This window comes from Sphingomonas sp. DMC6, assembly GCF_056314225.1.
In genome coordinates this window covers 61,820-88,185 of the sequence record NZ_JBQUYT010000006.1, presented here as the reverse complement: position 1 = coordinate 88,185, position 26,366 = coordinate 61,820, and the positions used below count along the sequence as shown (strand labels likewise).

The window sequence follows — 26,366 nt, the reverse complement described above, 5'->3', positions numbered from 1 at the left end:
ACCTCCCGGGGTCCGCGGCGTTCAGCGGGGATGCAACCATCCCCAAGCGACGCCGCGGACGGCGACGAGGCCCAGCTCCCCGCCGCCGAGGAGGACGAAGTCGCCCGCCGCCGCGCCGCGCCTTCGCGGGTCATTCACGAGGCGATCCGCCAACAGGGGGACGAGGAACTCGACCGGCCGGCGGGCTCGCTGCTCTGGTCGGGGGTGGTGGCGGGTATCGCGATGGCGGCCTCGGTGCTGGGGCGGGCGCTGATCGAAAGCCGTCTGCCCGATGCGCCGTGGCGGCCGGCGGTGGCGAGCATCGGCTATTCGCTGGGCTTCATGATCGTGATTCTGGGGCGATTGCAGTTGTTTACCGAAAGCACCCTGTCGGCGGTGATCCCGGCTGCGGCCGATCCGACGCCGCGCAATCTGGGGCGGCTGGCGCGGCTATGGGGGCTGGTGTTCGTGGCGAATATGGGCGGCACGCTGCTGATCGCCTGGCTGGTCTCCGCCGGCTGGTCGGGTACGCCGGAAGCGGCGGCGGCGATGCTGGAAACCTCGCGCAGCCTGGCCGAACATAGCGGCTGGGCGGCGGTGCGGGCAGGGGTGCCGGCGGGGTTTCTGATGGCGGCGGTGGCCTGGTCGCTGCCGGGGGCGCGGCGGCAGGAATTCTTCGTGGTCCTGTTCTGCACCTATTTCATTTCGCTGGGCGGCTTTGCCCATGTGGTGGCGGGTGCGGTGGAGGCATGGCTGTTGTGGCTGGCGGGGGAGGCGAGTCTGGGATGGGTGTTGTTCGGCTTTCTGGCGCCGGCGCTGCTGGGCAATATTCTGGGCGGATCGGTGCTGTTCGCGCTGCTGGCGCATGCCCAGGTGCGGGAGGAATTGTGAAGGCGCTTGCGGGCGGCGCACGCTTCGTCTAGCCGTGCCGCCTTCGCTGCCCCTGTGGCGAAATTGGTAGACGCATTCGACTCAAAATCGAACGCCGCAAGGCATGCTGGTTCGAGTCCGGCCAGGGGCACCAGTACATATTGAGAACATTGTAGAAATCCGCGAAAAACTGCGATAAAATCGCGGTTGACAATCCCGTGGTTTCTCACTTTGTTCCGCTAAGGCCCGCGAAAAGTGGGCCACGAATCGGTGGACCACGGGCCTCGCAGGAGTCGTGGCCCACCATGCTAACCGTCGTCGAAATCCGTGCGTTGAAGCCTCGCGATCGCCCGTTCAAGGTGTCGGACGGCGACGGCCTGTATCTTCTCGTGCAGCCATCCGGGGCGTTGCTCTGGCGATTTCGCTACAAGGTTTTCGGGATAGAGCGAAAACTTTCGCTCGGGAGCTTCCCCCAGGTGACTCTGCAACAGGCGCGGCGCAAGCGCGACGAGGCCCGTTCTGAGCTCACGGATGGCTTTGACCCCGTCGAGGCCAAACGGTTGAAGCGTCTCGAGGCAGAGCACTCGGCTAAGACCACCTTCGGGCTGGTTGCCGGCGAATATATTGAGAAGATGGAGCGAGAGGGGAAATCCGCCGCTACGCTGAAGAAAGCGCGTTGGTTTCTGGAACTGCTGGGCGGAATCGCCAAGCGGCCGATCACGGAGATCACCCCGCACGAGTTGCTGGATACGCTCAAGCGTGTCGAACGAAAGGGGCACCACGAGACTGCGGTTCGCCTACGATCCTTCGCCGGGCGCGTGTTTCGCTACGGCTTCGCGACGTTACGCACCGAGCGAAATCCTGCCGAGATCCTCCGCGGCGCGCTAATCGTCCCACGCGTGAAGCACCACGCTGCGATCGTCGAGCCGAAGAAAGTGGGAGAATTGCTTCGGGCCATCGAGGATTATAAGGGGCGACCGGAAACGCTCTATGCCCTGCGCATCGCGCCCCACGTCTTCCTGCGGCCGGGCGAGCTGCGGCAGGCCAAATGGAACGAGATCGACTTCGTAGACAAGGTCTGGCGCGTGCCGGCCGAGCGCATGAAGATGAAGCAGCCGCATGCCGTGCCGCTATCGCGCCAAGTGATATTTCTTTTGCAGGAGTTGCGTTCGCTTCCTCGAGCGAGCGAATATCTGTTCCCCGCGCTCTACACGACGCAACGGCCGATTTCAGACAACACGATGAACGTCGCACTCCGACGGCTGGGCTTCGACCATGATGAAATGACCAGCCATGGCTTTCGCGCAATGGCCAGCACGCTGCTGAACGAATCTGGCCTCTGGCACCCCGACGCAATCGAGCGCGCGCTGGCTCACGGCGAACGGGATCGCGTCCGGGCGGCCTATCACCGAGGCGCTCACTGGGATGAGCGGGTCCGCATGGCGCAGTGGTGGTCTGACTACCTTGACCAGCTTCGGGTTGGCGGTGCGGTGATCAAGGCGAAGTTCCGAAAGCGCGGGTAGAGTTAGCCTAATCGCCAGCGGTTGCAGGAATCGAATGGATCGGAATGCTTTTTTTAAAACAATCACTTACCGCACTGCAACAAAAATGGAGCCCCAGGGGACAGGCCCCACTCCCCTTCTCGTAAATCGGGTTCGAAGCACAAACGCGATCGGGTTAAGCAACTACGAACGTCGAAAATGTCCCGTGATCGTTAGGCCGCTGGCGACCAGGTCGAGTCGTTCCGCGGCGGAAAGACGAACGTCTGCTCCGGCCGAAACCGCGTGCTCGCCAGACTTCAGCAGCCGAGAAACAGTGCGACCAGGCCTTTGCAGCCCAGGAACTCTCCGCAGGCTCTCGCAGACCTGTTGCCCGGAACGTGTAGGACGATAATTGAACGTGCGGTTGTCCAAAGCTGTGGGCTGGGCGGGAAAGAGGCGTCGCGCGCCTGCGGCAGCGCGGCGGCCAGCGCTAGCGCCAATCTCGCCGTCGGGGTAGCAACCGATGGGCTGGTGCGTGCCACCGGATCGGCTGCAACCGATGCGATCAGCGCCGCCAAGGCGGCGGCTGAGGCCAAGGCGGTCGCAAACGCCGCCGAACAGGCCGCGATCAATCGCGCCGCCGTGGGCGCGCTATCCCCAGGCAACGCCCAGGCGATCGCTAAACCGGTAGCGGGCGGGATCGAACAGAGCGGTGCCGCGTCATCTGGTGCGGCCAGCCTCTCGGGCAGCGGCACCGCGACGTTCGACACGCGACCAGCGCTCACGCCCGACAGCGTCAATGTCACGTCCGGGAATGGCGGCGCTCAGGGTGCCCCAAGCTTGCCCGCCTCTGCCGCAACTAGCAACGCGGCTGCAGCCAGCCGACTCGGTTGGGCTCAAGCCGACCTCAGTGCTGAATTTATCCCGCAGGGGCTTGGAAGTACTCCGGGCAATACTCCTGTCGGCGCGGCTCTTGCTTACTTTTGTCTGTGCTTTTGGGGTGATATTCCTTCCCACCGCGTGAATGCCCTGGTGAAGCTCGACGTTTCGGAGAAGCCAAGCATTTCCGCGATCCGCTCGATCGACAGCGTCGACTTGTCGAGCAGGTCGATGGCGCGTTCGCGGCGGATCTGGTCGAGCAGCTTGCCGAAGCTTGTGTGATTCGCATCGAGGCGACGATGCAGCGTGCGTTCCGAAACATGAAGCTTTTCGGCTACGTCGGCGACTGAAGGAAATCCGCGCCCGGAACGGACCAGCAAGCCAAACACTTGGCCGACGAACGGGTTCTGCACCGGCGCCGCAGCAAGCAGCTTCTTGCACAGATTGCTGTAGGTCTCCTCGAGTAGCGGGCTGGCCATGGGAAGTGGCAGGTCGCCGACATCTCCCTCGAACACCCAGCGCGTCCGTTCCGCACCAAAAAAGACGGGGACGCCGAGCAGGGCATCACAGCCTTGCCAGCCGCTGGGGCGGTCGAGCGACGATTCGATGTGCCGCAGCGGGAAGCGGGGTGGCTGCATGTCGTTGAGGAACATCGTCACCGATCCCAGTGCGCGTTCCTGGATGAATGCGCGCAAGCCTGCGGGGGCGTCGCGGTCATGGCCGGTGAGGGCGATAGCGCGGCCGTTCTCGACCTGAACGTCATAATGCATGAGCGAGAAAGTGAGCGCCTGAAACGCGCCCAGCACCTGGAGCCCTTCTGCGACGTTGCCGGCAGCCAAGACCGCGAGCCCAAGGGGGCCATAGGACATGACGCGGTAGCGTTGCCCTGTCCGCATCCACACGCCCGGAATATGTCGCGTCGCATTGGCGAAGAATTGCTGGAAACGCAGTTCCTGCGCGCAACTCACTTCGCCATTGGGATTGGTAAGGATATCCGTCTCGATGCCGGCCTCGATCAGCCCCGGGATCGGATCGATCGCATGCTCGCGCATCGCCGACGCCATGATCCGCAGGCTCTGGTTCGATAGACGCACGGTTTCGAGAAGATCGATCTGCATCGTCTGCCTCCGGCGCGATCGCTACGCGAGGATGGCAGTTTAAGTCAAATTTTGGCAGTTGCGGCTATTCTGGCGGGCGGGCGATCGTGGCACCACCAGCACAACCCGGGAACCAATCCCGGATGCCAATGGAGAGGACGAAATGAGCCAGGCAGCAGCGCTCCGGGCCGTGCCCGTTGATGAATCCGGTCCCCGGCCATTCGGCCGCTGGGACGCAAATCCGAACGTCAAGCTGGGACCGCTCGGTGCCGAACCGCCACTCGACGATCTGGTATCCGAACTGCACCGTACCGTGCATGGCTTCGCCGACCGGGTCATGCGTCCAGTGGGTCGCGAACTTGACCGATTGACCGCCGAAGAGGTGATCGCACCGGGATCGCAGTTATGGGATTTTCGCAAGGCCTATGCCGAACTCGGCATCACTGTAGAGGCGCTCGGTGGATTTCCGGCGGCGGCGATGCCGGACATCTTTGCCATCCTGTTCGAAGAACTGGGCTGGGGCGATGCGGGCCTTGCGATCTCGGCCGGTGTCGATCTGCTGCCGCATTACATGGCGGCGAAATTCGGCAACGCCTTCGTTGCCAAGACCTATTCCGAGGATCTGATCGGTTGCTGGGGAATCACCGAGCCTGACCATGGCAGCGACTCGCTCGATGCGAACGGCGCGATCTTCCACCCGCAGGGGCGGTATGGGCGGCCGAACTGCGTCGCCAAGATCACCGACGGCAAGGTGATCCTTTCGGGGCAGAAGTCGGCTTGGGTCTCGAACGGCCCGATTGCGGAGCTGGCGATCCTCTATTGCGCGGCGGAAACGAGCGAGGGCGTCGATCCGCGCCGCGGCGCGGTGGTCGTCGTGCCGCTCAAGTCGCTTGGTGTCAGCAAGGGCAAGCCGCTGGAGAAAATGGGGCAGCGCGCGCTCCCGCAGGGCGAGATCTTTTTCGACAACGTCGAGCTGGACATCGACCATCTGCTGGTCGCGCCGGAAGAGTACAAGAAGGGCGTCTATGCCATCCACAGCGAGGCGAATGCGCTGATGGGCGGCGTCTTCACCGGCTGTGCGCGTGCCGCCTATGAACATGCCTTTGCCTATGCGCATGAGCGCAAGCAGGGCGGCGTGCCGATCATCCGACACCAGGACGTGGCCAAGCGCTTGTTCCACATGGCGCGCAAGGTCGAGCTGTCGCGCGCGATCACCCGGCGGGTCACCACCTTCAATATGGTCAACGACATGCCGGCCCTGCAGGCGGCGATGTTCTCCAAGGTGACCGCGACCCAGCATGCGGTCGACGTTGCCAGCGACGCCGTGCAAATGTTCGGCGGCAACGGCGTCACCCGCGAATATCCGGTGGAGAAGATATTCCGCGACGCGCGCTCGTCGCTGATCGAAGATGGCTGCAACGAGATCCTCGCGATCAAGGGCGGCACGCTGATGATCGATCCGGACCTGCTCCAGCCGACTGCCTGAAGCGCCGCGGCTGCGGCGATGTCCGCGGCCGAAGGAACCTGTCAAATCGAAGGCCCCGGCTTTCGAACAGTATCAACCGTGCCTCGCTGGGAGGCACGGAACGGGGAGACGTGTCTTGCGCCAGAAGGCGATCATCGCGGGGGTGGGCATCACCCCGTTCGGAAAACATCTCGATCGCAGCCTTGCAAGCCTGGCCCAGGAAGCGATCCGGCAGGCGCTTGCCGATGCGGGCATGGGGCTCGATCGGGTGCAGGCGGTATGGTCGGGCAATGCCGGCGGCCCGATCGTCACCGGGCAGGTCTGCGTCGCGGGCCAGGTGGTGCTGCGGCAGATGGGGTTAGGCGGCATTCCCGTCATCAACGTCGAGAATGCGTGCGCGACGGCATCGACTGCGTTCCAGCAGGCGTGCACGATGGTGACGCTCGGCGTCTATGACGTGGTCCTCGCCTTCGGGATGGAGAAGCTCTACCATCCCGACAAGGAACGCCCGATGGCGGTTTATGCCGGGTGCGTGGACACCGAGCATCCCCAACAGCTCGACCGCTATCTGACCGGCGACCTCTCCGCTGCGCAACTGGAGGCGGCACCACGCGACCGGCGGTCGCTGTTCATGGACATCTATGCGCGGATGGCGCGGGATTACATGGCGCAGAGCGGGGCGACCCAGCGCGACTTCGCCAGCGTATCGGCCAAGAACTCGCGGCATGGCGCCCTCAATCCCAATGCGCAGTTCCGCGATGTGCTGACCGTCGAGGACGTGCTGGCGGCCAAGCCAATCTCGCCGCCGCTGACGCTCCCGATGTGCTCGCCCATCGGTGACGGCGCCGCGGCGGCGGTGATCGTTTCCCCGCGCATTGCGGCGGAACTTGGAATCGCCGATCCGGTCCATGTCCGGGCGTCGATCGTTTCGAGCGGTTTCGACGTCGCACCGGGCGCGCCGGGGGTGACTACGACCGTTTCGCGCCAGGTCTACGAAGCGGCAGGCATCGATCCGCGCGACATCGATTGCGTCGAGCTGCACGATGCGACCTCGCCAGCCGAGCTGATCTACTACGAGGCGCTGGGGCTATGCGGCCCGGGCGAGGGACCTGCCTTCCTGGCAAGTGGGGCGACGGCGTTGGGCGGTCGCGTGCCGGTCAATCCTTCCGGCGGCCTCGTCCGCAAGGGGCATCCGATCGGCGCCACCGGCCTGGGCCAGATTCACGAGCTGGTGCAGCAATTGCGCGGCCGGTGCGGTGCGCGGCAGAGCGAGCGCGTGCGGCTGGCGCTGGCCGAGAACGGCGGCGGCTTCATCGGTTCGGACGCGGCCGCGATCGCCATCACGGTGCTGTCGCGATGAGCGTCCCCTTGCGGACCCTGCTGGCAATGGTGCTCGACGGCGCAGCCGCAGACGGCGCCACACCGATCCTGACCTTCGTCGACATCGATCCTGCCGGCGCCTTTGTCGAAGAAGTGCGGAGCTATGACGATCTGCTGCGGTCGGGGCGCGAACTGGCTGGCGGATTGCGCGGCGAAGGCATGGGCGAAGGCGACGCTTTCGCGATCATCATGCGCAACCATCCCGAGTTCGTGGAGGCGATGGTCGCGTCCGAAATCGCCGGAACGGTGTTCGTCCCCATCGATCCGCGCACCCGCGGGGACAAGTTGGCCTATATGCTGCGCTTCTCGCGGTGCCGGGGCGCGATCGTCACCCGCGACGTGCTGCCGCATCTCGATGCGATCCGCGGGGGCCTGCCCGATCTCGCCTGGGTCTGGGTGATCGACGCCAGCGGCTCCCACCAGCCCGGGCATCGTGGGCTTGCGGACGTCCGTGCGGCGGCGGTGCCCGTGCAGGACGTGTCACCACGTTCCGGCGATGCGCCGATGCAGATGCTGTTCACCTCGGGGACGACCGGCGACCCCAAGGCCATCCTCGCGCCGCACGCCCGCTTCGCCGCGGTGGCGTCGCTCGGCCCGGTGATGGGCCTGGCGCCCGGCGATCGGCTCTATACCGGGCTGTCGCTCACCCATGCCAACGCCCAATTGATAACGCTGGGCAATGGCCTGTCGGCGCGCCTGCCGGTCGTCATCAGCCGGCAGTTCACCAAATCGCGCCTATGGGAAATCCTCGCGCGCTACGGCTGCACCAGCTTCAACCTGCTGGGCGGGATGGCAACCGCGATCTTCGCCGAGCCGGACGGTCCGTTCGACCGGCAGCATGCCGTGCGTTTCGTGCTGAGCGCGGGGATGCCAGCGACGATGTGGCGCGCGTTCGAAGCGCGGTTTGGCGTCGCGATCTTCGAATTTTTTGGCGCGGCCGAGGGCGGCCTGTCGCTCAATCCGCCAGGCACGGGCCCGGTCGGCTCGATCGGCAAGCCGCCCCTGGGCGGCATCTGCGAAATCCTCGACGAGGCGGGCGCCATTCTTCCGCCCGGAGAGCCAGGCGAAATCTGCTTTCGCAATGCCGACGGGACGGTCGCGCCGGTGCTCTATTTCGGCAACCCGGCCGCCTCGGCGGCGAAGACGCGCGGCGGCTGGTTCCACACCGGCGATATCGGGTGGAAGGACGGAGAGGGCTGGCTCTTCTTCTCGCACCGCGACGGACATTCGATCCGGCGCAACGGCGACTTCATCGATGCGCGTGCGATCGAAACGGCAATCGCGGGCATGGCTGGCGTGGCGGACATCTATGTCTATGGTCTGGCCACGCCGCAGAATACCCCGGGCGAGAAGGAGGTGATCGCGGCAATCGTCGCCGGCAGCGGCTTCGATCCGGAAAGCATCATCCTCAACTGCGCGCAAGCGCTCGGCTCGGCGAATACGCCCACCTACCTCCAGATCGTCGATACCATTCCCAAGACGGCATCGGAAAAGCCGCAGGATCGGCATCTGATCGCGATGATCGAGAGCGGCACGTGCCGCCTGTACGATCGCAACGGCCCTACAACATGGAAGAAGAAGCAGGAGAGGATTGCATCATGACGGCACCTGTCGTGGTTTACGGCGCCAGTGGATATACGGGCAAACTGATCGTATGGCATCTGGCGCTGGCTGGAATTCCCTTCATTGCTGCGGGCCGCAGCAAGGCGCGCCTGGAGACGCAGATGGCCAAGGTGCCGGAACTCGCCGGCGCCGACTACAGCATTGCGGAAGTGGCGCACGATCGCGAATCGCTTGCCGAACTCTGCCGCGGCGCGAAGATCGTGTACAATGTCACCGGCCCGTTCATGCAACTCGGCGAGCCCGTGGTGCAGGCGGCGCTGGATGCCGGATGCCATTATCTGGACACGACCGGCGAGACGGACTGGATGGCCCTATGCCGTGACCGCTATGGCGCGCAGTTCCAGGCGAAGGGCCTGCTGTTGGCCCCGGCATCCTCCTATATGTGGGCGGCCGGCAACATCGCCGCTGAGATCGCGCTGGAAACCCCCGGCATCGACACGCTCGACATCCTCTATCTGGCGGATTCGAGCACCAGCGTTGCCTCGACCAAGTCGTTCCTGCGCATGTGCACCAAGCCGCAATACTTTCTCGAGCACAATGAGCTTGTGATGTGGCCCTATGCGACCGCCTATGAGGTGCGGTCGCCCGACCAGCATCGCTCGTTCAAGGCCCTGCCATGGGGCGGCGGTGGTGAGCCCCTCTGGTATCGCGACGATCCGCGCGTCACCAATTGCGCGACGCTGGTCGGCTTCAAGAACCAGCTCATGTTCGGCGCGGTGCTGCAGGTGCTGGAGCAGTTCGAGGAGAAATACCGCCATCTCGACGCCGCGGAGCAGGAACGCATCACCAACGAACTGGGGGGGCAGATCACCGAGGTCGAACCCGACCGCGAGGATCCTGATCGCAACCGCTCGGTCATCTCGTGCATCGGGCGCGGCAACATGGCCGGCGTGACGGTCGTGATGCGTGGCAACTCACCCTATCTACAGACCGGAGAGCTAGCGGCCGAGGCGTGTCGCCGCATCGTGGCGGGCAAGCTCCTCGCGACGGGCTTCCAGTCTGCGGCGAATGCGATCGGCGCGCGCCACATCCTCAACGCCTGGGCGGAGAAGGGCTACCACGCCTGGTCCGCCACCGCCACCTGACGCCGGGCTGAGCGCCGCCGAAGGCGGCCACCGTATCGTAATGCACAGGGATCGCGACATCACCGCCGGCGGCTGGGTCGGCGGCGGAAAAGTCGCGGCTTGAAAGGGAGAGGAAGCATGGAAGGGACTATCCGGCGCACGATTGTTGCGCTCATGACGAGCGCGGCGGTTGCGGCCATCGCGCAGGATGCATCGGCACAGACGGCGCCCGCGCCGACCGCCGCACCCGCGCAGCAGGCCAGCAGTGACGGGATCGAAGACATCATCGTCACCGCACAGAAACGGTCGCAGAATCTACAAAACGTGCCGGTGGCGGTGTCGGCGATCGACAGCAACGCATTGAAGGCGAAGGGCATCACAGACACCTCGGACCTTATGGGCGCGCTACCCAGCCTCCAGATCACCACGCCCTACGGCAAGACGCAGCCGAACTTCTCGCTGCGCGGTGTGTCGGTCGCGAATGAATTCGCAGCATCGACCGCCTCGCCGGTCGGCGTCTATGTGGACGAGGTATATCAGAGCTTCCGCGCCAGCCACGGGCAGCAGCTATTCGACCTTGATCGCGTCGAGGTGCTGCGCGGCCCGCAGGGCACGCTCTATGGCCGCAACACCACCGGGGGGGCGATCAGCTTCTTCACCAAGGCGCCGGAACTGGGCCGCAACAACGGCTATGTCACGCTCGGCTATGGCAATTACAACATGGTCACAGCCGAGGGTGCGGCGGAAGTGACGCTGGTGCCGGACGAACTCGGCATCCGGGTCGCCGGCACCTATGCGAAGGGCGATGGCTGGCTCTACAATCGCGCGCAGAAGCGTGACGTCGGCACGACCGACAGCATCGCAGGTCGCGCAACCCTCCGCTGGCGGCCTTCCGCGGGCCTCGAGATCCGATTGAAGGTTTATGGCGCGCGCGACAACCCGCTGGCGGCGACACCATTCGGCCTGGGGCAATTGGCCGGGGGGCGCGATGTGCTCGGCTATTCGCGGTTCGATCCGTCGCAGAATGGCGGCACCCCGCTCGGCGAGAACGAGATCAATTCCAACTCCAGCGGCCACTATTTCACCGATGCGTATGGCGGTGCGCTCACGATCAAATATGATCTCAGCAACAAGCTGTCGGTCACCTCGATCACCGGTTATGATCACGGGCGCTATCGCAACGCGCCATTCGATTGCGACGGATCGCCGAACGACGTCTGCTCGGTCCGCTATTTCTCCAGCAGCAGCAATTTCAACCAGGATCTGCGCTTCAACCTGCAGGACGGGCCGCTCAACCTCACCGCCGGGCTCTATTATGGCCGGGACAAGGTCTATACGCACAACCAGCCCGATTTCTTCGGGGTGCTGCGCCCGCTGCTGCTCGGTGCGGGCGTGCCCGGCACGTTCAGTAACCCGGCGGTCGCGACGCCGGATTCGATCGGCATCGTGCCGGCCTTTGCGGTCAATCCGTCGCTGACCCCTTCCTCGCCGGGTTTCTGTGCGCCGGTTCGGGTAAAGGCGGACGGCTTCCTGGATGCGCGGACGCTGATCGCGTTTCTGACGGACGTCTCCATCAACAACAGCGGCAACGGCGGAGCGGGCGGCGCTTATTCCGCGGGCTGCCGGGCCGCAGGCGCGCCGCCTTTCAGCCCGATCCTGGGCGAGCAATATTACACGATCGACCGCCCGTCCAAGGCGATCTACGCCGATGCCAGCTACGAGGTCACCGCCAAGCTTACCGTGACCGCCGGCCTTCGCTATACCTGGGACAAGGTGAAATATGAGGATGGCCGCACCATCCTCTACGACCTGTCCGGGAAGAACATCGCCGCCAGCACCATTCCGTACAGTTTCCCCTACAACCCCAACCTGCCGGCGATCAACAAGCAGGAGCATGCAAACCGCCTGACCGGCCGGTTCAACCTCAGCTACAATTTCACCGATCACATCATGGGCTATGCGCAATATAGCCGGGGCTATCGGGCCGGCAGCTATAACGGACTGGCCTATCAGGGGCTCAATCAGGTCTATTATATCCAGCCGGAGAAGGTGAATGCGTATGAGGCTGGCCTCAAGACGCGCTTCTTCGATCGCCGTGTCCAGCTCAACCTGGCGGGTTTCTACTACGACTATCAGAACCAGCAATTCACCCAGGTGATCGGCGCCACCACGTTCACCCGCAGCGGCAATGGCCGGCTGTTCGGCGGCGAGGCGGAACTGACGGTGCAACCGACCAGGCGGTTGCGCTGGGATGCGTCGCTGGGCCTGCTGGACACCGAATATACCGGCAACACCATCGATCCCACCAATCCCAGCAGCGCCACGCTGCCGATCAACGGCAATCCTTTCCCCAACGCCTCGAACGTCACCTTGTCTTCGTCGCTGGACTGGGTCGCATACGAACGGGGGAGCAACAAGCTCCGCCTGCACGGCGACACGACCTATGTGGGCAAATATTATTTCGATCCCTTCAAGAACTATGGCCAGACACCGTGCAACAAGCCTGCGCCCGGGTTCAACATCCTCCAGGCGGGGCCCGCTATCGCGTGCGGAAATCCGGGATATTGGCTGTTCAATGGCCGGATATCTTATGAAACGCCGAAATGGGCGCTCGCGATTTGGGGCAAGAACCTGACGAATAAATATTATTACAACTACGGCCTGAACATCAACATCTTCGGGGTCGACTATCTCAATCGCGGCATGCCGCGCACCTATGGGGTCGAACTCACGGCCCGCTTCTGACCGCTGACGATGCCGATGCGGCGCGGCTTCATCACGTCGCATCGGCGAAGAGGCGAATGAAAATCCAATAAGGAGGAAAACGGATGGCAGGCAGGCTTGAGGGCAGGATCGCGCTGGTCACCGGTGCCGCACGCGGGATCGGCAATGCGATCTGCCATGCGCTGGCGCACGAAGGCGCGGCGATCGTGGCGACCGATCTGATCGTCGACGAAGGCGAGGCGCTGGTCGGTACGCTTGTCGCCGCCGGTCACCGGGCCGTGTTTCGGCGCCAGGACGTCACCGACGAGGCGGGATGGGATGCGATCTTCGCGGAGACCGCCCTGCCGTTCGGCCCGATCGACATCCTGGTGAACAATGCCGGCATCGCCCTTCCGGGCTCGATCGAGGAGCAGAGCTTCGCAGACTGGCGCCGCACGATGGCGGTCAACCTCGATGCCGTCTTCCTCGGCACGCGCGCGGCGGTGCGTCACATGAAGGCGCGGGGCGGCGCGATCGTCAACCTTTCGTCGATCGAGGGGATCGTCGGCAATCCGCATGTTCCCGCCTACAATGCGTCGAAGGGCGGCGTTCGCCTGCTCACCAAATCGGCAGCGCTCCATTGCGCGCGGGCGGGCTATCCCGTCCGGATCAACAGCCTGCATCCCGGCTATGTCGCCACGCCGATGGTGATCGGGGCGCTGCCGTTCGTTCCCGACGATTTTGCCGAGAAGGCGCGTGAGCGGACGCCGATGGGCCGGTTCGGCGAAGCGGCCGAGATCGCGCGCGCGGTCGTGTTTCTCGCCTCGGAGGACTCCAGCTACATGACCGGCGCCGAGCTGGTGGTCGACGGAGGCTATACCGCATGACCAGCGAGCGCTTCCCCGCCGTCGTCATTGATCATGACGGCCAGCGCCAGCACGCCGAACTGCGGCATATCGATGCGGACGCACTGCCAGCCGGGAACGTCCTGGTGCGGGTCGAGGCGTCGACCGTCAACTACAAGGACGGGCTGCTCCTGTCCGGTGCCATCCCGCTGATCCGGTCCTTCCCGATGGTGCCAGGCATCGATCTGGCCGGCATCGTCGAATGGAGCACGCATCCCGGCTGGCGTGTCGGCGACCAGGTGGTCGCCAATGGCTGGGGGCTGGGGGAGCAGCATTGGGGCGGCTATGCCGCGAAGTGCCGGCTGGACGGCGACTGGTTGATAGCCCGCCCAGACCGTTTCTCCGCGAAGCAGGCGATGGCGATCGGCACTGCGGGCTATACCGCCATGTTGTGCGTCCAGACGCTCGAGCGGCAGGGCGTGGTGCCGGGACAGGGCGAGATCCTGGTCACCGGCGCCAGCGGCGGGGTAGGCAGTGTCGCGATCGCGCTGCTCGCCGGTCGCGGCTATGCCGTGGTCGCCGCCATCGGGCGTGCGGCGGAGGCGCCCTATCTGCGCCGTCTCGGTGCGGCATCGGTGATCGACCGGGCCTCTTTGGGGGAGCGGGGCGCGCCGCTACAAGCCGAGCGATGGGCGGGCGCGATCGATACGGCTGGCAGCCACACGCTCGCCAATATCTGCGCCTCGCTCCGCTACGGCGGCACGGTCGCCGCAACCGGGATTGCGCAGGGCGCCGATTTTCCGGCGACCATGTATCCGCTCGCATTGCGCGGCATTACCATCTGCGGTGTGGATAGCGTCCACGCGCCGCGCGACGCGCGGCAACGCGCATGGGCCGCGCTCGCGGAGGAACTCGACCTCGATCTGCTGGCAAGCATGACGAGCGAGATCGCGCTTGGCGATGTCATCGAGAAGGCACCGGCGATCCTGACCGGCAGCGTGCGTGGCCGAACCGTAGTGGAGATTGCAGCATGAACCGGGATCCCCGATCGATTTTCATCACCGGCGCGGCATCGGGTATCGGGCGGGAGGCGGCCCACCGGTTTGCTGCGGAAGGGTGGCGGGTCGGCCTGTCCGACAGGGACGCGCAGGCGCTCCACCTCCTCCGCGAGGAGTTGGGCGAGCTGGTGTCGGCGCATAAAGCCGATGTGCGCGACTTTCGTGGGCTTTCCGATGCCATCACTGCGTTCAGCGCCGGTCAGGACGGCCTTGACGTGCTGTTCAACAGCGCCGGCATCCTGTCGATGCGCGATTTCGCCGACACCGATCCCGAGCGGCTGAAGGACATTGTCGACGTCAACGTGACCGGCGTCATCAACGGCATCCACGCCGCCCTGCCCTGGCTGCGCAAGGGCCGTGACGCGCATATCGTCACCATGTCCTCCGTATCCGCGCTCTACGGCATACCCGAAGAGGCGGTCTATTCGGCGAGCAAGTTCGCCGTTCGCGGCCTGACCGAGGCGCTCAACATCGAGCTGGAAGGTGCGGGAATCTGGGTCTGTGACGTTCTTGTCGCCTATGTCGCGACACCGATGGTGCTGGATGCCGCGCGCAAGGCGAAGTCGGTCGACATTCTCGGGGTGAACGTGCTTCCCCGGCAGGTCGCCGACACCGTCTATGCGGCTGCGACGGGTCGACAGGTTCACTGGTTCGTCACCGACGCGGATTCTGCCGTCGCGGCGCAGATCGACGCGACACCCTGGGAAGCGCGCCGCGCCATCGTGAAGGCGATCACCGGCTTTTGACGCAGCGGCTGCGCCGGTCGCGGCGCGTCCACAATCATGGAAAGGATCGAAGGTGAAGGTGCTGGTGCCGGTCAAGCGTGTGCTTGATTACAATGTGAAGCCCAGGGTGAAGGCCGACGGGTCGGGAGTCGATCTCGCCAACGCCAAGATGAGCATGAATCCGTTCGACGAGATTGCGGTCGAGGAAGCCGTCCGCCTGAAGGAAAAGGGCATCGCCACCGAGGTGGTGGCGGTATCGATCGGCGATGCGAAAGTGCAGGAGACGCTGCGCACCGCACTGGCAATGGGTGCCGACCGCGCGATTCTCGTGCAGTCGGACGACAAAGTCGAGCCACTGGCCGTCGCCAAGCTGCTCAAGGCCATCTGTGTGGAGGAACAGCCTTCGCTCGTCATCCTCGGCAAGCAGGCGATCGATGACGATAATGGCCAGACCGGCCAGATGCTCGCCGCGCTGACCGGCTGGGGTCAGGGAACCTTCGCGTCGAAGGTCGATGTCGCGGACGGCAAGGTCGCGGTGACGCGCGAGGTCGATGGGGGCGCGGAAACCGATGTGCTGACGCTGCCGGCGGTAGTCACCACCGATCTGCGCCTCAACGCACCGCGCTATGCCTCGCTGCCGAGCATCATGAAGGCCAAGTCGAAGCCGCTCGCAGTGAAGACCGCTGCCGAATACGGCGTCGACGTCGACCCGCGCCTGACCACGCTGAAGGTCGTCGAACCTGCGAGACGCCAGGCGGGCGCGAAAGTCGCGGATGTCGACGAACTGGTCGGCAAGCTCAAGGCGCTGGGCGTCGCAAGATAACATCCCCGTTCGCGCAGCGCGGACGGGCTCAGGAAAGGTTCCAAGATGAAAACCCTCGTCTGGGTCGAACATGACGGCCGGTCCGTCAAGGATGCGACGCTGACTGCGGTCACTGCGGCGGCGAAGCTGGGAGACGTCCATCTGCTGGTCGCCGGGCAGGGCCTGGATGCGGTCGCAGCCGAAGCCGCCGGCATTGCCGGCGTTGGCAAGGTCCATGTCGCCGACGATGCGGTCTATGCGCATGCACTGGCCGAAAACGTGGCGCCGCTGGTGCACGCGCTGATGGCAACGCACGATGCCTTCGTTGCGCCTGCGACCAGTACTGGGAAAAACATCGCGCCGCGCGTCGCCGCCCTGCTGGACGTGATGCAGATCAGCGATATCCTCTCGGTCGAGGGGCCGGACACGTTTACCCGGCCGATCTATGCCGGCAACGCGATCGCCACCGTTCGTACCCGGGATGCCAAGCTGGTCCTCACCGTGCGGGGCACCGCGTTCGAGAAGGCGGCGACAGAGGGTGGTGCCGCAGCGATCGAGCCGGTAGCAGCGACCGGGGATGCCGGCGTGTCGGCCTTCTCGGGCAGCGAGATCGCCAAGCTGGAACGCCCCGAACTGACAAGCGCGAAGGTGATCGTCTCGGGCGGCCGCGCACTGGGGTCGAGCGAAAAGTTCGCCGAGCTGATCGAGCCGCTGGCGGACAGGCTCGGCGCCGCTGTCGGTGCTAGCCGCGCGGCGGTCGATGCCGGCTATGTCCCCAACGACTATCAGGTCGGCCAGACCGGCAAGATCGTCGCGCCGGAAGTCTATGTGGCGATCGGAATCTCCGGCGCGATCCAGCATCTCGCGGGGATGAAGGATTCGAAGGTCATTGTCGCGATCAACAAGGACGAGGAAGCGCCGATCTTCCAGGTGGCGGACATCGGTCTCGTCGCCGACCTGTTTGCGGCCGTTCCCGCGCTGACCGCGCAGCTTTGACCCCGCTCCGCCCTTTCGAGAGACCCCGATGACCTTCCGACCACCGCTCTCCGAGCAACGCCTTGTCCTCGACCATATCGCCGGGATCGGGGATTTCCTCGCCGATGGCGCATTCCCGCACCTCGACCGGGACATGATCGACGCCATTCTCGAAGGGGCGGGCGCGCTCGCCGCCGATGTCTGGGCGCCAACCAATCGCATCGGAGACACCACGCCGCCGCTTTGGTCCGATGGCGTGGTCCATATGCCCCTTGCACTCCGGCAGGCGTATCGCGCGTATGTGGAGGGCGGTTGGGGCGGCATCTCGGCACCGCAGGCATTTGGCGGGCAAGGCCTGCCCGCCGTGCTCGGTCTGGCGGTGGCCGAGAGTCTGGGCGCAGCCAACATGGGGCTGAACCTCTGCCCCATGCTCACCGCCGGTGCGATCGAAGCAATCGTGGCGCATGGGGCACCGGACCTGCAAGCCTTCTATCTCCCGAAGCTGATCTCCGGCGAATGGACCGGAACGATGAACCTCACCGAGCCGCAGGCCGGTTCGGACGTGGGGGCGATCCGCACCATGGCGACGCCGGCGAGCGGCGGCGAGTGGCGGATCAAGGGAACGAAGATCTTCATCACCTTCGGGGAACATGATCTCGCCGACAACATCATCCATCTGGTGCTGGCGCGCACCCCTTCCGCGCCGCCCGGTACAAAGGGCATTTCGCTGTTCCTGGTGCCGAAGCTGCGCCCGAATGGCGACAGGAACGACCTGCGATGCGTGTCGATCGAGCACAAGCTCGGCATCCACAGTTCACCGACCTGCGTGATGAGCTTCGGCGATAGCGACGACTGCCATGGCTGGATGATCGGCGCCGAAGGCGGAGGCATGCGGGCGATGTTCACAATGATGAACAATGCGCGCCTCAACGTTGGTCTTCAGGGCGTGGAGATCGCCGAGCGCGCGACCCAGCGGGCCATGGCCTATGCTGCCGAACGGGTCCAGTCGCCGCTTGCCGCCGATCCGGCGCGCGGGCCGGTGCCGATCATCGAGCATCCCGATGTCCGGCGGATGCTGATGCGAATGACCGCGCAGACCCAAGCCATTCGAGCGCTCGTCTATGCCGCGGCGGCGGAGATCGATCGCACCCATCTGGGCAAAGCAGGTGCGCAGCAGCGGCTCGATCTGCTCACGCCGTTGGCGAAATCGCATGCTAGCGATGTAGGTTGCGAGGTGACGAGCCTTGGAATTCAGGTTCATGGCGGCATGGGTTTCATCGAGGAAACCGGTGCCGCGCAACATTATCGCGATGCGCGGATCGCGCCGATTTATGAGGGCACGAACGGCATCCAGGCGGCGGATCTTGTGGGGCGCAAGCTCATGAACGACGGCGGGGCGGCGATGCGTGCGCTGATCGCAGACGTTCGAGGAGAGGCGCGCCATCCCATGGTGATCGAACTCGTCGATCAGGTCGACCGGCTGACGACGCATCTGCTAGCGGCAAATATAGAAGACCGGCTCGCCGCTAGCGCTCCGTACCTAACGATGGTGTCCGTCATGGTATGTGGCTGGCTGACCGAACGCCTACTCGCGACTGGCCATCCCTCGGACGGGATCGATATAGGTCCGCAGTTTAGTCAGGCAAACATCGGCAATTACTATCTATCCAGCATCGTGCCGGAGGCATCGGGCCTGCGTTGCCACATAATGAACGGGTCGAAGTTCATCTCGTCATGACATTGTTCGGTGCATCAAGGTTTCCGCTGACTGACGCAGGTTTCCTGCCTCGTTCTAGGAAGCGAATTCCGCCAGGCTGGGCTGCTTACCGGATCGGATCAGCCTGCGGTCCTGTCCTGCTTTCGTTTTGGACCATTTCGGCTCTTTCTGCCATCGATGCGCGGCGCGGGCGGTTGCAGACCAGCATGGCCTTGTCGCACAGGCAGCGAAGTTCTTTGCCGCTGTTTCCGTTCAGCGGGCATGTTGGCGTGCCGGCGTGAACGACAGGAACGGGTTGTATTCGCACGGTACCGGCGTGGCGGCATAATGCCGACGCGACTCGAAAAAAGGAGCACCGCCATGTTTCGTCTGTCGTCTGCCCTTGTTGCTCTTGCGATGATCGCCAGCCCGGCATTTGCCGGGCCGTGCCGCGACGCCAAGGGCAAGTTCATCAAATGTCCACCGACACCGGCTGCTGCGGCGGGTGGCGTCGTCAAGGACGCGAAGGGCAAGTGTCATGTCGCCAGCGGCCCGAAAAAGGGCCAGTTCACCAAATGCCCCTGATATCGCCTCGCGGCTGAGCGCCGGCGCGGACTGCGGCGTCTCGCGCCGGTGCGCCGACTTTACCCCAGCCAGTCCGCGAGCGCAGCCAGCAGCGGCAGTGCCATCAGGATCGCGGTGATGATCGCGATCCAGCGAGGTTCGGGCGCGTCATCGCGGGGATCGGGCCATAATCGCGGCATCGGGGCTTTCCTTGATGAAGCGGCGCGGGCAGAAAGAGCACATGCGACGGCAGACCTTGATCCTGTTGCCCGCGCTTCTGGCACCGGTACCTGCCTTTGCCTGGGGCAATGCGGGGCATCATGCGATTGCGCTGATCGCGCGCAGCTATCTCACGCCGGCAGCCCTTGCGTGTGTCGACGCGATCCTTGCCGGCGATACCGATCCGCTGACCGCGGCGGACATGGCGTCGCGCGCGACCTGGGCCGATGCCTGGCGCAACGGTCATCGCGTCACCGCGGGCTGGCATTTCGCCGATATCGAAATCGATGGCGGCAGTCTTGAGGCGGCGTGTTCGGGCTTTCCCGCCCGAACCGGTCCGGCGAGTGCCGGGCCGGCCGGGGACTGTGTGGTCGCCAAGATCGAGCAGTTCGCCGCCGAGCTGCGTGACCCCGCTACCTCGGCTGAAGAGCAGCGCTTCGCGCTCAAATTTCTGCTCCATTTTGTCGGCGACGTGCACCAGCCGCTCCATGCCTCCGATCATCAGGATCGCGGCGGCAATTGTGTGCGTGTGACGCTGGGCGGCACGCGAACGGTCAATCTCCACAGCTATTGGGACAGCGTCGTGGTCGGCGAACTTGCCCCCGATGCCGAGACGCTCGCGACGACGCTGCGTGCACGCATCACGCCGGCCGAGCTGGCGGCCTGGCAGGCAGGCAGTGCGCGCGACTGGGCAATGGAAGCCAATGCCGTCGCGCGGTCCTCGGTCTATACGTTCGGCGCGCCTGCAGGTTGCGACGCGAATGCCGCGCCGATCCCGCTTCCGCCGGGGTACGATGCGCGCGCCCGTGACATCGCTGCCATACAGATCGAGCGCGCGGGCGTCCGGCTGGCATGGATGCTCAATACAAGCCTTGGGGGCGCGCCGGGTGCAGCGCTGCCTGCCGGCGGAACGCCGCCCCCCGCCGGTATGGGCGGGGAGGATGCAGATCGCGCGGCGCGTTCGCTTGCCTGTTCGGCCGAGGCAGATGCCCAAGGGTTGCACGGCAAGCCGCGCAAGGCGTTTCGTCGCCGCTGCATGCGCCCGTGACCGGATCGGCTTCACAGCCAGCGGGCGACACCACCATGGTGCGAGCAGGTGCCGCTATGGTGGAGGCTGAAGCTGTACGAGCCGTCGCGGCACCGGGCAGTGGCGCCGCCCGGCGCATGGCGGGCATAGACCGGACGGTGGACCCGCCGGCCATCGACATTGGTATAATAGCCGCGGCCGTAGCGCGCAGGGGCATGATGGTGCGAGGCATGGCCCGGGCGCGCAGAATCGTGCCGCGCGTGTTGTCCGCGCGCCAGTACAGGCGGCGCGGTAAGCAGCGGTAGCAGCGCAAGCACGGCGCCGGTGCGGCGCAATAGACGCGATGGCATGTGGCAAGCCTCCCTTTATGCCATCGACCCTAGCGGCGAGGCAGCGCGGCGGACAGCGGCGGGACCGGGCGATACCACCGGTTCGGAAGCAATTACGGTGGAAACCGCGCTCCATTCCCTCTCGGTGGCCGCCTGGCGAGGGTTGCACCGGGGGAATGTCGAATTGCCCGTCTCAGGCGAGCACCGCCGCGACCGATTCGACAAAGAGATCCGTATCCTCATCCGACAGGTTGAGGGGAGGCGTCACGCGGATCGAGCACGGCGCGTGCGCCACGCCCGTCACCAATATGCCGCTTCGGATCAGGTCCACGCATTTGCCGTTGGCGATTTGGGGATCTGGGCTCATTTCCATCGCGAGAAGACACCCTCGCCCATGGACGCGGACCGGGCGCTGCGGGTTTATGCGCGCGATTCCCTCGATGATTCGTTCCCCGATTCTTGTGGCGCGATCGATGAGTCCATCGTCGTTGATCATGTCGAGCATCGTCAGGCCGCAGGTCATGGCAAGGCGATTGCCGGCGAACGTGCTTCCGTGGATTTTGGCACGGCCGGGTCGACCATAGGTAGCGGCGAATACTTCCTCCGACATAAGGACGGCGGATAGCGGCACCATGCCCCCTGTCAGCGCTTTGGAAACTAACACGATATCGGGTTGGAAACCGGGGCCTCCGGCGTGAAACGCAAACCAGCTGCCCGTCCGTCCCAGCCCCGTCTGCACCTCGTCGATAACGAGCAAGGTACCAAAGGTTTGACAAAGTTCGGCGGTACGCTCCAGCGCGCCGCGCGACCAGCCATCGCCCGCATCTGAGCCAGGGACGATCTCGAGGACGAGCGCAGCGAACTCTCGGGACTGGAGGTGCGCTTCGAGGCCATCGAGATCCTCGGCTGCGATTTCTGCGGCGCCGACCCAGATGTCAGGGAAAGGCGCGCGCCACCAGTCTGCTCCGGCAAGCGCCGTCGCGCCAACCGAAAGACCATGGAAACCGCCGCGCACCCGTAGAAATCTGCGGCGCCCGGTGTGCGCGGCTGCCAATTTCAGACCGGTGTCGATCGCCTCGGCACCGGTGCTGCCGAACTGGACTTTTGTGAGATGGCCGCCGGCGAGCGCGAGTAACCGCGCGGCCAGCTCGCCCGCTTCGGGGATGACACTGAGCGGCGCGATCATGGGTGTCCCCAGCTCCAAAGCGTCCTGCAGCGCGGTGATCAGCCTCGGCGGATTATGGCCAAGAGCCGCAGCGCCAAAGCCTGCGACCATGTCGAGCAGGCCCGTGCCGTCGTCTCGTTTCAGCCAGCTTCCGTGCGCGCGAAATCCATCGACGGGCAGACCAACAGCTTCCAGAATTTCCGCCCAGCCAGGGTTTATCACGCGCGCGTGAAGGTCGAGTATCTTTCTCGTGCGGTCGATCACGCCAGTACGGGTGCATTGTGTCGGCAAGCGAGCGCGGAATCGAACGCTTGCGGCAACCGGAGCTCCGTCTGGCTTCCGTAAAAGTCCAACAGCGCCTCCCAGGCCCTGAAGTTTAGTTCGAAGACCAGGGCAAGGGCATCCAGGGCCTGCTGCTGCTCGGCAACATCGATCGCCGGAATGAGCGCAAGGGCCAAGCGGGGAATGCTGGCGTGATTGAGGCCAAGGTTAAGGGTTTCGTGCTTGCGATAGATGGAACGGACCTCTGCATCCTCGGGCATCAGCGCGTCGACGCGCTCGTTTAGCGGAGAGGTCTCCCCGAGCATCCCCTCGGTAATGGCGACAGCGGCCAGGAAGCCGATGGGTCCGCGCCGCGAGAGCATCGTGAAGACATCGACAAAGATCAGGTGCAGTGGCAGCGGACACGCTGCATCCAGGGACGCTCCCGCGACTCCGAAGGCCGCACAGGTCGCGCGTTCGAAGCTTTCGTGGCCAACTTCCTCCGCGAAATAGCGGTAGATGAGGGCGCGCAAGGGGGCGTCGAGGTCCGCAGCCATCAGCGGCGTGATCATCTCCACGAAACGCCGCGTGACATGATATTCCTCGACGTGGCAGCCAATCGCGAGCGGTGCGTCCGCGGCAGCGAGATTAGACCATGCCTGCGCAAAGGCGCCGCTGCCCAGCGTATCGGCATGGCTGCGCATCGATCGTTCGGTCAGTTTGGCGAAGGCTGTACCCGAGAGCGGCGCGTGTGCGCGCGTCGCCTGGCAGCGACGCATCTCATCCGACCCGAGGCTGCGCACCAACAGGGTCGCGATTGCGCTCACATGCGCGCGCATTTCGGCGAGCGAGTAGCCAGCGATCCCGCGGGCCGGCGCCGAAACCGCGCGCGTACGCATGCCGGCAAGTTCGCGCAGAACGTGTATCGCGACCTCAAACGCCGCGGGGTGGCTGGTCCGCAGGCGCGCCATGCTCAGGCGCGCCACGGCGCGATGGAACCTGTCATCGTGCCAGGCATCGTGCGCCTCGTCACCGTCGCGGTCGATGCGCTCGAGCCAATCCTGCGCCGCCCCTGCGACCACGTCGTCCATACCGCGACCCGTCAGCCGCCGGACATGCGCAATTGCCGCGGTGGCGCATTCCACGGCTTCTCCATCCCACCGATGCAGCCAGGGCGCCGGGTCGTCGTCGGCATCATCAATAAATGCCCAGGCGTCGAGATGTTCGATGAGCGTTCGCCAGCTACCTTCGCCTTGCGCACCAATCCGCGTCCATGGTTCGCCGGCGGGATCCCGCAGCGCTTCGAGATCCGACGCAATCGCGCTCGCAGCAGCGGCGGAGTCAACGCCGATAGTCCGGCATTCACCCGCGCGCAGCAACTCCACGAAGTCGCCCGATGTGCGGACCTCGACATCGGGCGCCAGCCGCGGCCGACGATATCTGGCGGTTTCCCAAGCGTCCATGGGCTAGTCAAACACGCGTGGGGACCGGTTCGACGGCTCCCCATAATAGGTCAGGATCTCGTGCTCCTGCAGGAGCATGGTCTCCGCCAGCACCGAAACATTGCGCAAGACCACGACGCGCTCCTCTGCCGATACCGCAGGCACCAGCCCGAGGAGCTGCATCGAAATGCTTCCGTGATCGGCGTCCTCGTTGACCCCCGAGTGCTGGCGGAGCGGCAGGTAAAAATCCTCAGCCAGGCCGAGGGCTGCACATCGCATCTCAAACGCCTCGATGAAAGCGGGCTGGGGCTGTTCGAAGAGGAAGAGGGCGGCCTGGAAGCTAAGGGGATGCTGCTGTGCGTAGGCGCCGAGCGAGGCGCAGATCTGGAAAGTTGTCGGAAGCGGTTGGAGCCCTTCCAGACTGGCAGCGACGCCAACGGCGCGAAGCGCCTTCAGGAGAAATCGGTCATGATCGAGTTCAGACACTAAAAACGCCTGCAATGCTGCGCGCATTGCCGGGCTGGTGGCGGTTGCCAGAGAAGGTGCGACGAGCGCCGGGGCCGCGCGGACAAGCCAGTAATATTCGAGCGCGTAGCCGACGAGTTGGCGGCGGGTGGCGGTTCCATCGACCAATGCGTTGTGGAACCGCGAGGATGCGAGTCGCTCGTGTAGCCGGCGGACCATGCGCCGAACGTCCCGGTTCAGCTGCGCACCGGAGATCACGCCTTCGGGCAGCGCGAACGCACTTTCTGTCAACAGATGGAGACTGTCGAGCTGCTCGAGCAGTCCGGCAAGTTCGTCGATCTCGTCATGTTCCTCGGAAAGCGCTGATATGGATGCGCCGCCGCGACGAAGATCGCTGATCAGGCGCGCCATTGCCGGACGTCCGTGGGCAGGAAACCGCAGCTTGTGGATCCCGGACGCGCCACGGAAGACCGCGTGATCCGGCGCCAGATCGACCTGCACCGACGCCCGCAGGCGGGGGGCAACAAGGGAGACCCGCTCCACGCTAGAGATCCGACACACGCCGCAGAAGCGCGGGCGCACGCGAATAATGGTCCCATACGCCGCGATAGAAAGCGTCATAGAGTTCGACGAACAGATGCGTTTGGGCGCGTAGCCGCTGGCGGGTTGCACGGTCCACAAAGCCCAGGCTCGCGAAAATGGTCCGGGTCAGGCTGCCATGATCGGCATCGATGTTGATGTTCGAATGAAGGCGGAGCGGATGTACGAACGCCGGGTCGATCTTCATGCGCTCGCAGGCGTCGATGAAGGAGTCGGTTTTCATTCCCTGACCTTCGAGCAGACCGAGTGTCGTGAAGAAGAAGAGCGGGTCGGTCAGCGACCAGAAGGCCAGCGCATTGCAGAGGCCGAGCGTTTGCGGCAGCGGAATGGAGTCGGCGAGATCTGCTCGGGTCAGGCCAAGCGTCTCGAGCGCGCGAAGCAGTATCTCGTCATGGCCATATTCTTCGGCGAAAAACGCGTTCAGCGCGAGGCGTACCGAGCGATTGGGCACGTACGACAGGACGGGCGCGTCGAAATAGCTCTCGCGCACGAGGAACTGCCAGTTCTCGATCACCATTCCGTGCACGACGTTCAACGGCATATCGCCCGGACCACGCGCACCAAGGCAGGCCTGCCAGAAAGGATTGTGGTCTATCATCGAGGCGCTGAGGCGATCTACGAGCTCTTCGAGCTCGATCAGGAACTCCAGCGCCGGGATAACGTCCGGTGTCGCGCTGTCGTCGATCAGGTCGGCGTCGTCGAGCTCGGCGACAATAGCGCCGCAAAGCGAACTGAGCCCCGGTGCGAGACGTGTCTCAAGCTCTTCGATCGAAAGCTTGCCGTCCATTTGGCCGATCAATTCGACCAGACCAGGCGCACTGATGTCTCCGGCGGCGAACTTGCGCCCGTCGCCATCAACGAGAATCGCGTCGGCTTCGGCAATGATCCGCCCTCGAAAGCGAGGGCGGATCATATGGGCCACTTCCGACATCGCTTACAGGTGAAGCGCGATCAGCGTCGGCTTTGCACCCTCGTGCTCGACGCTGACGAGGAAGCGGCGATTACCCGTCAGGCCTGTTTTGACGAAAAGGTCTGCGCGATGGGCGTCCTTGGCGGCCTTTATTGAGTCATCGGAGTGAACTTCGACGATTTTTGCGGGGGATTTGCTTTCCGACATGGTGTTCTCCTATGTCTTGGATAGTCAACATGGTTATCCTCTCATGAGGCTTGATAGTTGGCAAGGAGGTTGCCGCCAATTCGGTTGAGATTTATTTCGTGATTTCGTCGTTTGCTGGGCTATTTTGCCGGGGCGGGGCAATTTCACATGTGTTTATGTGCATTCTTTTGAATTGGCGCGTATTTGAAGCTTTGTGTGGCAAATGGCTGGGCGTTTCCCGCTGGCTTCGTGCTTCCGGAGACGGGGCGCGGTCCGGCGTTCGCAGCAGTGTCGGACAGGGCTAGTTTCGACGGAGAGGCTGCCGGTCCAGCGCATTGTCGTCGACCGCGAGTCGGGTGGCGCTTTTTCTCCGAAGCCGGTTCGGCGGGAGACGGTGGCTGTGCGGTTCAGGCGCAGTGAAGATTGCAAGCGCCCGCGCTGTGATCGCGGGCAAGGTGTCGCGTTTATGGTTGGATTATCGCTGACATCTATATCAATTGTTCGTGAGATGTATTATTGTTGAGGTGAGGCGGCGATTGTATGATTTCTCCGAATC

Annotated in this window: 23 protein-coding genes and 1 tRNA gene; 17 read left to right on the top strand and 7 right to left on the bottom strand. The window is 64.5% G+C overall.

Annotated features, from left to right (window positions below; genetic code table 11):
• Positions 1–30: 30 nt before the first annotated feature.
• The 3 genes from ACT53M_RS14830 to ACT53M_RS14820 all read left to right on the top strand — a co-directional run bounded on the left by ACT53M_RS14830 (position 31) and on the right by ACT53M_RS14820 (position 2,372).
• Positions 31–870, top strand: a complete 840-nt coding sequence (locus tag ACT53M_RS14830; protein ID WP_476234293.1) for a formate/nitrite transporter family protein — start codon at positions 31–33, stop codon at positions 868–870.
• A 48-nt stretch (positions 871–918) separates the two neighbouring features.
• Positions 919–1,003, top strand: a tRNA-Leu gene (locus tag ACT53M_RS14825).
• A gap of 151 nt (positions 1,004–1,154) precedes the next feature.
• Positions 1,155–2,372 (top strand): tyrosine-type recombinase/integrase, encoded by a 1,218-nt coding sequence (locus tag ACT53M_RS14820; RefSeq protein WP_476234292.1) that lies wholly within the window; start codon positions 1,155–1,157, stop codon positions 2,370–2,372.
• A 275-nt stretch (positions 2,373–2,647) separates the two neighbouring features.
• Here ACT53M_RS14820 and ACT53M_RS14815 read toward each other — a convergent pair whose 3' ends face one another.
• On the bottom strand, positions 2,648–3,136 hold the full coding sequence (locus ACT53M_RS14815) for a hypothetical protein (protein WP_476234290.1): 489 nt from the start codon (positions 3,134–3,136) through the stop codon (positions 2,648–2,650).
• A 171-nt stretch (positions 3,137–3,307) separates the two neighbouring features.
• Positions 3,308–4,327: an AraC family transcriptional regulator gene (locus ACT53M_RS14810; protein ID WP_476234289.1), complete on the bottom strand. Its 1,020-nt coding sequence runs from the start codon at positions 4,325–4,327 to the stop codon at positions 3,308–3,310.
• Between the two features lie 142 nt (positions 4,328–4,469).
• On the opposite strand from ACT53M_RS14810, the gene ACT53M_RS14805 reads away from it, so the two are divergent.
• The 13 genes from ACT53M_RS14805 (at position 4,470) to ACT53M_RS14745 (ending at position 20,473) form a co-directional block, all read left to right on the top strand.
• Positions 4,470–5,792, top strand: coding sequence for an acyl-CoA dehydrogenase family protein (locus ACT53M_RS14805; RefSeq protein WP_476234288.1), 1,323 nt, complete (start codon positions 4,470–4,472; stop codon positions 5,790–5,792).
• A 115-nt stretch (positions 5,793–5,907) separates the two neighbouring features.
• Entirely contained in the window at positions 5,908–7,131 is a 1,224-nt protein-coding gene (locus ACT53M_RS14800; protein ID WP_476234287.1) for a thiolase family protein, read from the top strand.
• On the top strand, positions 7,128–8,753 hold the full coding sequence (locus tag ACT53M_RS14795; protein ID WP_476234285.1) for an AMP-binding protein: 1,626 nt from the start codon (positions 7,128–7,130) through the stop codon (positions 8,751–8,753). The genes ACT53M_RS14800 and ACT53M_RS14795 overlap by 4 nt, the downstream gene beginning before the upstream one ends.
• Positions 8,750–9,859 carry a saccharopine dehydrogenase family protein gene (locus tag ACT53M_RS14790; RefSeq protein ID WP_476234284.1) on the top strand — a complete coding sequence of 370 codons (1,110 nt, stop codon included), beginning with the start codon at positions 8,750–8,752 and terminating at the stop codon, positions 9,857–9,859. Before ACT53M_RS14795 ends, ACT53M_RS14790 begins: the two co-directional genes overlap by 4 nt.
• 117 nt (positions 9,860–9,976) lie before the next feature.
• On the top strand, positions 9,977–12,583 hold the full coding sequence (locus ACT53M_RS14785; RefSeq protein WP_476234282.1) for a TonB-dependent receptor: 2,607 nt from the start codon (positions 9,977–9,979) through the stop codon (positions 12,581–12,583).
• Between the two features lie 83 nt (positions 12,584–12,666).
• Positions 12,667–13,428, top strand: a complete 762-nt coding sequence (locus tag ACT53M_RS14780) for a glucose 1-dehydrogenase (protein WP_476234281.1) — start codon at positions 12,667–12,669, stop codon at positions 13,426–13,428.
• On the top strand, positions 13,425–14,420 hold the full coding sequence (acuI, locus tag ACT53M_RS14775) for an acrylyl-CoA reductase (NADPH) (RefSeq protein WP_476234279.1): 996 nt from the start codon (positions 13,425–13,427) through the stop codon (positions 14,418–14,420). The genes ACT53M_RS14780 and acuI overlap by 4 nt, the downstream gene beginning before the upstream one ends.
• Positions 14,417–15,190, top strand: coding sequence for an SDR family oxidoreductase (locus tag ACT53M_RS14770; protein WP_476234277.1), 774 nt, complete (start codon positions 14,417–14,419; stop codon positions 15,188–15,190). Before acuI ends, ACT53M_RS14770 begins: the two co-directional genes overlap by 4 nt.
• Before the next feature lie 52 nt (positions 15,191–15,242).
• Positions 15,243–15,992 carry an electron transfer flavoprotein subunit beta/FixA family protein gene (locus tag ACT53M_RS14765; RefSeq protein WP_476234276.1) on the top strand — a complete coding sequence of 250 codons (750 nt, stop codon included), beginning with the start codon at positions 15,243–15,245 and terminating at the stop codon, positions 15,990–15,992.
• A gap of 45 nt (positions 15,993–16,037) precedes the next feature.
• Positions 16,038–16,967: an electron transfer flavoprotein subunit alpha/FixB family protein gene (locus ACT53M_RS14760; RefSeq protein ID WP_476234275.1), complete on the top strand. Its 930-nt coding sequence runs from the start codon at positions 16,038–16,040 to the stop codon at positions 16,965–16,967.
• Between the two features lie 28 nt (positions 16,968–16,995).
• Positions 16,996–18,684 carry an acyl-CoA dehydrogenase family protein gene (locus ACT53M_RS14755; RefSeq protein ID WP_476234273.1) on the top strand — a complete coding sequence of 563 codons (1,689 nt, stop codon included), beginning with the start codon at positions 16,996–16,998 and terminating at the stop codon, positions 18,682–18,684.
• A 339-nt stretch (positions 18,685–19,023) separates the two neighbouring features.
• On the top strand, positions 19,024–19,227 hold the full coding sequence (locus ACT53M_RS14750) for a hypothetical protein (RefSeq protein ID WP_476234271.1): 204 nt from the start codon (positions 19,024–19,026) through the stop codon (positions 19,225–19,227).
• Positions 19,228–19,447: 220 nt separating this feature from the next.
• Entirely contained in the window at positions 19,448–20,473 is a 1,026-nt protein-coding gene (locus tag ACT53M_RS14745) for a S1/P1 nuclease (protein ID WP_476234270.1), read from the top strand.
• 11 nt (positions 20,474–20,484) lie between these two features.
• Here the strand turns inward: ACT53M_RS14745 and ACT53M_RS14740 are convergent, their stop codons facing one another.
• The 5 genes from ACT53M_RS14740 to ACT53M_RS14720 form a co-directional block, all read right to left on the bottom strand.
• The gene (locus tag ACT53M_RS14740; RefSeq protein WP_476234268.1) at positions 20,485–20,802 is read right to left on the bottom strand and encodes a DUF3761 domain-containing protein; all 318 of its coding nucleotides are present in this window, start codon (positions 20,800–20,802) and stop codon (positions 20,485–20,487) included.
• A 172-nt stretch (positions 20,803–20,974) separates the two neighbouring features.
• The gene (locus tag ACT53M_RS14735) at positions 20,975–22,210 is read right to left on the bottom strand and encodes an aminotransferase class III-fold pyridoxal phosphate-dependent enzyme (protein ID WP_476234267.1); all 1,236 of its coding nucleotides are present in this window, start codon (positions 22,208–22,210) and stop codon (positions 20,975–20,977) included.
• Complete coding sequence (locus tag ACT53M_RS14730; RefSeq protein WP_476234265.1) at positions 22,207–23,670, bottom strand: hypothetical protein; 1,464 nt, start codon at positions 23,668–23,670, stop codon at positions 22,207–22,209. Before ACT53M_RS14730 ends, ACT53M_RS14735 begins: the two co-directional genes overlap by 4 nt.
• A gap of 3 nt (positions 23,671–23,673) precedes the next feature.
• Positions 23,674–24,615, bottom strand: a complete 942-nt coding sequence (locus tag ACT53M_RS14725; RefSeq protein ID WP_476234264.1) for a thiaminase II/PqqC family protein — start codon at positions 24,613–24,615, stop codon at positions 23,674–23,676.
• 43 nt (positions 24,616–24,658) lie between these two features.
• Complete coding sequence (locus tag ACT53M_RS14720; RefSeq protein WP_476234262.1) at positions 24,659–25,501, bottom strand: iron-containing redox enzyme family protein; 843 nt, start codon at positions 25,499–25,501, stop codon at positions 24,659–24,661.
• Here ACT53M_RS14720 and ACT53M_RS14715 point away from each other — a divergent pair, their 5' ends adjacent.
• The gene (locus tag ACT53M_RS14715; protein ID WP_476234260.1) at positions 25,502–25,780 is read left to right on the top strand and encodes a hypothetical protein; all 279 of its coding nucleotides are present in this window, start codon (positions 25,502–25,504) and stop codon (positions 25,778–25,780) included.
• Positions 25,781–26,366 lie beyond the last annotated feature (586 nt).